Consider the following 7,188-nt stretch of genomic DNA (forward strand, 5'->3'; position numbering starts at 1 on the left):
CCCAGGAAATGTCTGGGATTTCGGACACCTGCCGAAGTTATGGCGCAGCAAGTCAGAGAGTTATATGCGGGTGTTGCACTTCAAACTTGAAACCGCCCTTGGCACCATTGCAGTGCTGTTAGGTTCGCCTGGTACGAAAGTTGTCAATGCGCCTGTGGGGCTGGGTTATGTGTTCGCGGGTGAGGATAGGAAGGCGCGGCTAATCCGCCCTTTGCTTAGAAAAGCATTACGTCATTTACTTAATCCCCGCGGAAGCGTTGTTATTTTTGAAAACACAGAGGATCTCTGCGAGTTGCAGCAAATTGGTGCTTTGCGTGGTGGTGGGATTGTCATCAAGGGCGCTGGCGTTAATTTGGAGGAGTTTCCTAGGCAGCAAGAGCCGGTCGGCGAACCAATAACGGTACTTCTTGCTGCGCGTATGATAGAAGAGAAGGGCATTCGAGTTTACATTGCTGCGGCGAGTGCGCTGCGCGCTGAAGGTAGATCCTACCGTTTTTTGTTGGCTGGTGGTGTCGATCATCAGCATTCCGCGGCCATCTCCGAAGCGGATTTAAAAAGTTGGCACGCTGCCGGAATCGTGGAATGGCTTGGTGATCGGCACGACATGAGCGCGGTGATTGGGCAGTGTAACATCTTTTGTCTTCCAACTTGGCACCGGGAGGGCATTCCAAAGGTCTTGCTCGAGGCAATGGCTACCGGACGTGCAATTATCACCACCAATGTTGTTGGATGCAGAGAGCTCATTCAGCACAATAAAAACGGCTGGCTCGTACCTCCGCGTGATGTGTCCGCACTCGCTGATGCTATTGATCGTATAGCTAAAGATGTGCAGCTTCGCCGCAAGCTGGGGACGGCCGCTCGCAGAGACGTGGAAAGGAACTATTCCTCGGAGCAAGTCTGTAGACAGACGCTTCGCGTTTTCAAAGGTCTTGTCCCAGTACCGGAGCATAACAGGAGGCAAAAATGGCGCTCTAACACAGCATCAAGCAGGAACAGTAATGCGAATGCTGCAAGAAATACAGTACTCTGTATTGTACCGAGTTATAACGGACGAAACGATTTAGAGCGCTTGCTGCGTTCAATGGCTGCGCAGGATATCGAGCATGATGTACTAGTAATTGACTCGAGCTCAAGTGATGGTAGCGCGGCGATGGTTAATGCATTGTTTCCCGAAGTGCGTTTGCAGGTTATCGAGAAGGCAGACTTTGGTCATGGTAAGACAAGGGAAATGGCATTTCGGCAAAATCCAGGGTATACGTTTTATGTTTATGTTACCCAGGATGCTTATTTTTCGTCTGCGAATTCTCTCCGAAATTTGCTTAATGCTTTTGAGGAGTCGCGGGTAGGCGCAGTTTGCGGGCGCCAGATTCCACACCTTGATGCCAATATATTTGCAAAGTTTTCGAGATACTTTAACTACCCGCCAGTGAGTCAGGTCCGTTGCCTTGACGATCGTAAGAAGCTAGGAATAAAGACAGCTTTTCTCTCGGACTCGTGTTCGGCGTATCGAGCAGATGCATTACGGGACGCCGGAGGCTTTCCTGAGGATGTCAAGGTTAGTGAAGACCTCTACGTTGGCGCAAAAATGCTCCTGGCTGGCTGGTGTATTGCATATTCCGAAACTCCAATTTGTTATCATTCCCATAATTATTCTATAAAACAGGAGGTTAAAAGATACCGAGATATTGGAGCATTTCATGGCTCGCAAAAATGGATTGCAAGAGAGTTCGGTGGGGCTGGGGGCGAGGGATTACGCTACGCAATAGGGGAGTTAAAGTTTTTGGGGTGGCGACGGATTTCGCTATGGCCTGTTTCTATGGCCCGAAATGCAGCCAAATATATTGCATTCCATTATGGCTATATTCATAAATAATCGGCTCAATGTGTGGCAAGCCTGCCACTACGGCCGGCCAGTCCATCTGCTATGCCACGAACGATAAACTTAAATGACTCCTCCCGATCATCTCCAAAAAAAATAATGAAGACCAGCATTTGTATAAGTCGAAAAAACTCCATTACTTTCCATTTTGTAGGTATATAACGTTCTTTTGATAATAATAAGTAATTTCTGTAAACGTAGTAGTAACGAAAAGGTTTGTGAAGGGGAGCATTGCGCCAACGACCGGCCCAAACTCGTTTCCGTCGTTCACCTATTGCATGCACAATATATGCATCGCACGCCATATAGGCCTGCAATCCCTTTGATTTAGCTCTCAGTATCCACTCCGTGTCGACATGATCAATGAATAGATGCTCTCGCATTCCGCCAACCAATTCAATTGTGTCCATAGAAATCAGGGAGCCCGAGGAGATCAGGAAGTCAACAGGAACAACACAGTCTTTCTGGCATTGGCGCGCTCTGGTCCCTAAAAGGCCAAAAGTAAGTGGACTAGATACTTGGTTGGTTGTTCGGTCAATAGATCGAGCACCTATAGCTGAGATGGGAACATTCTGTTCGAAAAGCCTCTGATAGGCATCTAAGAGGTCGTTGATGAGGCTTGGAGAACACTCGGAATCTTGGTCAAGCAATAGAATAAAATTGACATCATACGCTGCGGCTGCGCAGATGCCACGGTTGAGAGCGCTCGCGACACCCTGATTTTCAGAAAGTGGGATGCAATAAAGATGGGGCAGGTTAATATCTGTGCAAAAATCATTAGCGCAAAACTTGGTACTGTTGTCGACAAGAAATATTTTGTCAACCTGAGACGCGATGCGCAATAAGTTTATGCGAAGTAGGGTCGGGTCAGGTTCGTAACTAACCACGATGGCTGCGCAGATTGGCCGAGGTTGGCGATTTGTTATCATAGGCGCTCGGAGCCGCTTAGAACTTTCCCGAGCCGGCTACAAGCACGCTCCCAGGTAAACTGCTGAATAGAGCTATGCCCGCTCACCGCATACTTTATGCGAATATCTGGATTTTTGATAAGGTAGGAAACGGCATCTGCTAAAGCAAAAGGGTCTTTGGGTGGTCTGAGCAATCCATTAACGCCGTTTTCAATGAATTCCTGATGCCCGCCAATGTCGGTCGCAACTACGGCCGCGCCACATTGCATGGCCTCAGCAGGTGGCAGCGGCCATCCTTCGGCCCAACTGGGGGATAGGAATATACTGCTTTGATTATATAGTCTGCGCAGAAGAGACGGGCTTGGAAGGCGATGATATTCGATCCATTTGGGTAGGTGTCTGTTTCTGGGAGACGTGCCAAAGAGAGAAGCTCGAAGTTCAGGAGTATGGCTTTTCACAATCTGCAGAGCCTCTATTCCGTCGGCGCTGCCTTTCCATTCCTGCTCATGGTACAACATGAAAACTGACGCGGGATGGCGTTGTTCTATAGGAATGTCTACGCCAAAGCGGGTGAAATCTAGGCCATTGGGGATATACTCTGCTGTTGTGCCCAATCTGACTGCAATCTCTTCCAGCCATCGCGCGATGACGATTTTCTGCAATGGGTGTCGCCAAGTATTTGTTAGGCGATCTTGAGGGGTGCCGTTCCAATTTTCCCAATGCTGGATGAGGTAGAATTTCCGCCCTTTGCGCTCTGGATAACGGGCAAGCCACTCGGCAGTTTGCCAAGCTGTTGCGATAATGACATCTGCATCAGGTATATATTTTGGATGCAAAGACCAAGTCCATAGCATCTTGACACGTGGGTCGACCAGAAACCAGTCCTTAGGTAGATAACTACGATCCACTTGAGCTTGCATATATCTTATGAACTTTTTGGGATACTGACTTATTGGGGTATCCGTATTGAGCAACGCAGGATGAACAACAGTAACCTCGTGTCCCTTTTGGGCTAGACAATTAGCGTATTCATAAACGACCTTTACACCGCCGACGGGTTTCCATCCTCGACCCGGAAGAAGAAAAGTGATCCTCATACTATATGCTTCTCCGGAGCGTCGCCCCATGATTTTGGGATGGTAGTATAAGAAAGCGTAGCTGTCATTAATAGTAGGAGAGCGCCGAGCCCAATGTACGTGGGGCTCATGTAGGATAGCGATTGAGCGAGAAAGAAGCTTGCTACCACAGGCAGGAAAAACAGGAAGGCTATTGGTGCGATAGACTGCATCTTCGAGGCAAAAATGAGCAAAATACAATCAACACCCACACGAATCGTCCATGCCCAAGCGGCCCCGACAATGCCTAAGTAATTAATGCCAAACCAAAGCATAACCATGTAAGGTAAAAGTTCCCACAGGTTGAATCGGGCTGGTAAATCTGGGCGTCCTGTACCTTGCAGGTAGGTGGCTGAAATGCCAGAAACAGCATCTAGCCAAACGCCAAGTAGTAGGATTTCAGCTACAGGTGAAGATTGTTGTGCGAGTGTTTTTCCAATCCAGAAGATTAGGAAAGGCTTTGCCAGTAGTTCTGCCAAGATAATTAATGGAGATAATAAGATGGTAACAGTTAATAAAGCCCGTCGTAATAATTCGTCTACATCTGTAGAGATTGATCGAGAAAACTCTGGGAATAGCGCCATTCGTAGACTTTTAGGGAAGATTGTGAAATATAAAACGATGTTGTAGGGTATGGTATAGGCAGTGACGGCTATCATTCCTATTCGGCTACCAATTAAAAAGCGATCCGCGACCGATAATAAAGAGCTTGTAATACCGTTTGCTGTGATCCACCCGCCATAACGAAGAAGCGGCTTGACTAGGCTCAGACGCATTCGTGGTACCGACTGCAAAGGAATATGATGCTTACAAGCACGGAAGAGGAATAAACCGCTTACCAAGCGGCCAAATATCGCGGCAGGGATCAAAACAGCAAGACTGTTATATCCCACGTAGGCGATTCCCAAAGGGAGTAGCTGATAGGTTACGGTGCCTGCTAGTTGGCTCAGATTCATAGAGAGGAAGGCTTGCCTACCCTCCAATGTGCCAGCTAATAGGGATAGAGAAGTCGCGATTGGGAGGGCAAAGACTAGCCAGGGTAGCGCGGTATCGACCTCTCCGCGCAGATTTGTGCTCACAACAAAAACGTTACCAAATAGCCAATGACCTATGGCGTAAAGCAATAGTCCACCGAGAAGGCCCGTGATAAAACTGATAAACCATCCAGTCCAGAAAACTTCCTCTCTCTTTTCTGTTGGTGCATCACGCAGCGCGGCTATTCTGTTGGCCACCGCTCGGCCAAAACCCAAATCAAAGATGCCAAAATAACCAAGAAGCAGCCAGACTATGGCAAGGACGCCGTAGCGCGCCTCACCAATGAGGTGAAGGTAGATGGGGACCGTGATTAACAGCAGGGCGGCAGGTACTGCTGCTCCAGCCAGATTGATTAGCGTGGAACGAGCGATTCGGGGTTGTGGGGTGCTCATGTCAGGTGCTTTGACGCGCCATGGCCAGATGGGCCGCTCACCTCAGGGCCGAGGCTTTTGGCGTTTCCTCGGCGAACTTTTACAATTTGATCGTAGCCGATGCGCATGGGTTACTCGCTACCTTCTACAGCGGGAAGGAGCCCATATTTGTTACATACTTCTTCAAAGCGTTTGAAGATAGCCATCAGGGTACCCATGTTGTCGTGCACGGCGTTGAGATATTGGGCTGCCGTTTGTGCTTCCCAATCGTAATCGTGGGTCAGTTGATTTCTTAGTGTGCGCAACTCCAGCCAGACCTCCGGCGCGGTGATGATGCCCTCGTGGGTCATCCAAGTGACAACGTCGAAGTAGCTTCGGTAACGTTCGCCGAGCATGGTGTGGGCGTGACGCATGGCACCGGCGAGTTGATCCTGTAGCTTCGTGAAACGGTCATTAAGCGCGGCCAAGCGCTCGGCCGCTTCCGGGTCGTCGAGATCGCTGGCAGTTATCGGCCAGTGCAGCCGCTCGGCGCTATGGCGCAATCCATCTCGCAGCCATCGCAATACCGTAAGCTGGAGGTGCAAAAGTGCTTGTTGTTCCTGATAGAGCGTGGTCATGCCAGGCGTATCCCGGTTATTCGGGCGATGTTGGCGATCGGCCCGGGCTGGCTATGCGGGGTTTGCACTACAAGATCAACGGGTAGGCGCAGCGCGGATTCCATGCGCGCCTGGGTGCGTAGCAAGGCTTGTACGGGGAAGTCCTGGTCGCTTTCGACAAGCAGGTCGATGTCGCCCCCTAGCTTGCGGTCATCCACCCGCGAGCCGAAGAGCCAGACCCGGGCTTCCGGGCCGAAGCTTTCCGCAGCAGTCTGGCGGATTTGGGCGACTTGCTCGGGGCTGAGGCGCATAGGGGCGGTCAGGCGGCGTAGCGGAGAATTTCCACTTCGGCGTGGCGTTGAACGGCTTGCTCTGCCATATTCATGACATGCTCCGACGTTTTTTCATCCAGATAGTATTCACCACACTGGCTGCACACTTCCGCAGGAACATCTTTGATGACGATGACCGTTGCGCCCCGTTCCAGAGTTACGGTAACCGTTCCTGGTTGAGTGGTGCCATGGCGGCAGATCACACATTGCATGAGGTCCTCCTTGAAAAAGTATCGTCCCATTGATCCGGTCCGGGAATATAGGCAGTAATCACTATACATAGCCTGTTGGCCGCGTCATAGGCGACCACGACATGTAAGGGGCATCCATCATGGTTGCCGAGCATCAGTCGGCTGGGATAGGGGTGATCATCCGGATACTCTTCCACGATTTGCCCATTGCCCAACGTGCGCAAAACGGCTTCTTCGGTAATCGCCCGCTGAAACATGCGCTGCAGTGCGTGGCGGCTAAAGTATATGTTTTCGCAAAACATAGCAGAATGTTGTCGCGAACTGGCGGATTTGGGCGACTTGCTCGGGGCTGAGGCGCATGGTCAATCCACCCATAGGCTCGAGAGAGAAAGGGAGATGGCGGCGAAGGGGTCGACAGTGGCCACGTCATCACCTCCCCAGGTGCCCAGCAGCAGCCAGCGCCCAGCCTGATTGGCGTAGGCCTCCAAAGTGCGGGCGTCGGGGTCAGTGAGCCAGCAGTGGGCGACACCGGCGGCGGCGTAACGGGGCAATTTGAGGACGCGATCGGTACGTGCGGTGGCCGGGGAAAGTACTTCGCAGAGCCAGTCGGGGGCCATCTCGAACCACGCGGTTTTGGGGAGTGCCGGCATCCGTTCGCGACGCCAGCCGGCGAGGTCGGGAACGAGGATGTCTTGGCTCAGGTGTAGCTCGGGTTCGTCGAATATCCACCAGCCGCCGGGGCCGCCCTCACCCTGATCGAA

9 protein-coding genes are annotated in these 7,188 nt (G+C 51.1%); 1 reads left to right on the forward strand and 8 read right to left on the reverse strand.

The window, feature by feature from the left end:
- Nucleotides 1-418 precede the first annotated feature (418 nt).
- Entirely contained in the window at nt 419-1,873 is a 1,455-nt protein-coding gene (locus RTI30_RS11285) for a glycosyltransferase (RefSeq protein ID WP_312283794.1), read from the forward strand.
- Nucleotides 1,874-1,878: 5 nt separating this feature from the next.
- Here the strand turns inward: RTI30_RS11285 and RTI30_RS11290 are convergent, their stop codons facing one another.
- From RTI30_RS11290 to RTI30_RS11320, 8 genes are all read right to left on the reverse strand, one after another.
- Nucleotides 1,879-2,766, reverse strand: coding sequence for a glycosyltransferase family 2 protein (locus RTI30_RS11290; protein ID WP_312283787.1), 888 nt, complete (start codon nt 2,764-2,766; stop codon nt 1,879-1,881).
- 38 nt (nt 2,767-2,804) lie between these two features.
- Nucleotides 2,805-3,884 (reverse strand): glycosyltransferase family 4 protein, encoded by a 1,080-nt coding sequence (locus RTI30_RS11295; RefSeq protein WP_312283788.1) that lies wholly within the window; start codon nt 3,882-3,884, stop codon nt 2,805-2,807.
- Nucleotides 3,881-5,329: a flippase gene (locus tag RTI30_RS11300; protein WP_312283789.1), complete on the reverse strand. Its 1,449-nt coding sequence runs from the start codon at nt 5,327-5,329 to the stop codon at nt 3,881-3,883. The genes RTI30_RS11295 and RTI30_RS11300 overlap by 4 nt, the downstream gene beginning before the upstream one ends.
- A 110-nt stretch (nt 5,330-5,439) precedes the next feature.
- The gene (locus RTI30_RS11305) at nt 5,440-5,925 is read right to left on the reverse strand and encodes a hypothetical protein (protein ID WP_312283790.1); all 486 of its coding nucleotides are present in this window, start codon (nt 5,923-5,925) and stop codon (nt 5,440-5,442) included.
- Nucleotides 5,922-6,215, reverse strand: a complete 294-nt coding sequence (locus RTI30_RS11310; protein ID WP_312283791.1) for a nucleotidyltransferase domain-containing protein — start codon at nt 6,213-6,215, stop codon at nt 5,922-5,924. Before RTI30_RS11310 ends, RTI30_RS11305 begins: the two co-directional genes overlap by 4 nt.
- 8 nt (nt 6,216-6,223) lie before the next feature.
- Nucleotides 6,224-6,448 carry a type II toxin-antitoxin system MqsA family antitoxin gene (locus RTI30_RS11315; RefSeq protein WP_312283792.1) on the reverse strand — a complete coding sequence of 75 codons (225 nt, stop codon included), beginning with the start codon at nt 6,446-6,448 and terminating at the stop codon, nt 6,224-6,226.
- Complete coding sequence (locus tag RTI30_RS14325) at nt 6,436-6,729, reverse strand: DUF4258 domain-containing protein (protein WP_409449702.1); 294 nt, start codon at nt 6,727-6,729, stop codon at nt 6,436-6,438. The genes RTI30_RS11315 and RTI30_RS14325 overlap by 13 nt, the downstream gene beginning before the upstream one ends.
- A 60-nt stretch (nt 6,730-6,789) precedes the next feature.
- The coding region (locus RTI30_RS11320) for a Uma2 family endonuclease (protein WP_312283793.1) at nt 6,790-7,188 on the reverse strand (399 nt) is incomplete at its 5' end.

Source organism: Candidatus Igneacidithiobacillus taiwanensis, assembly GCF_031962545.1.
GTDB lineage: Bacteria > Pseudomonadota > Gammaproteobacteria > Acidithiobacillales > Acidithiobacillaceae > Igneacidithiobacillus > Igneacidithiobacillus taiwanensis.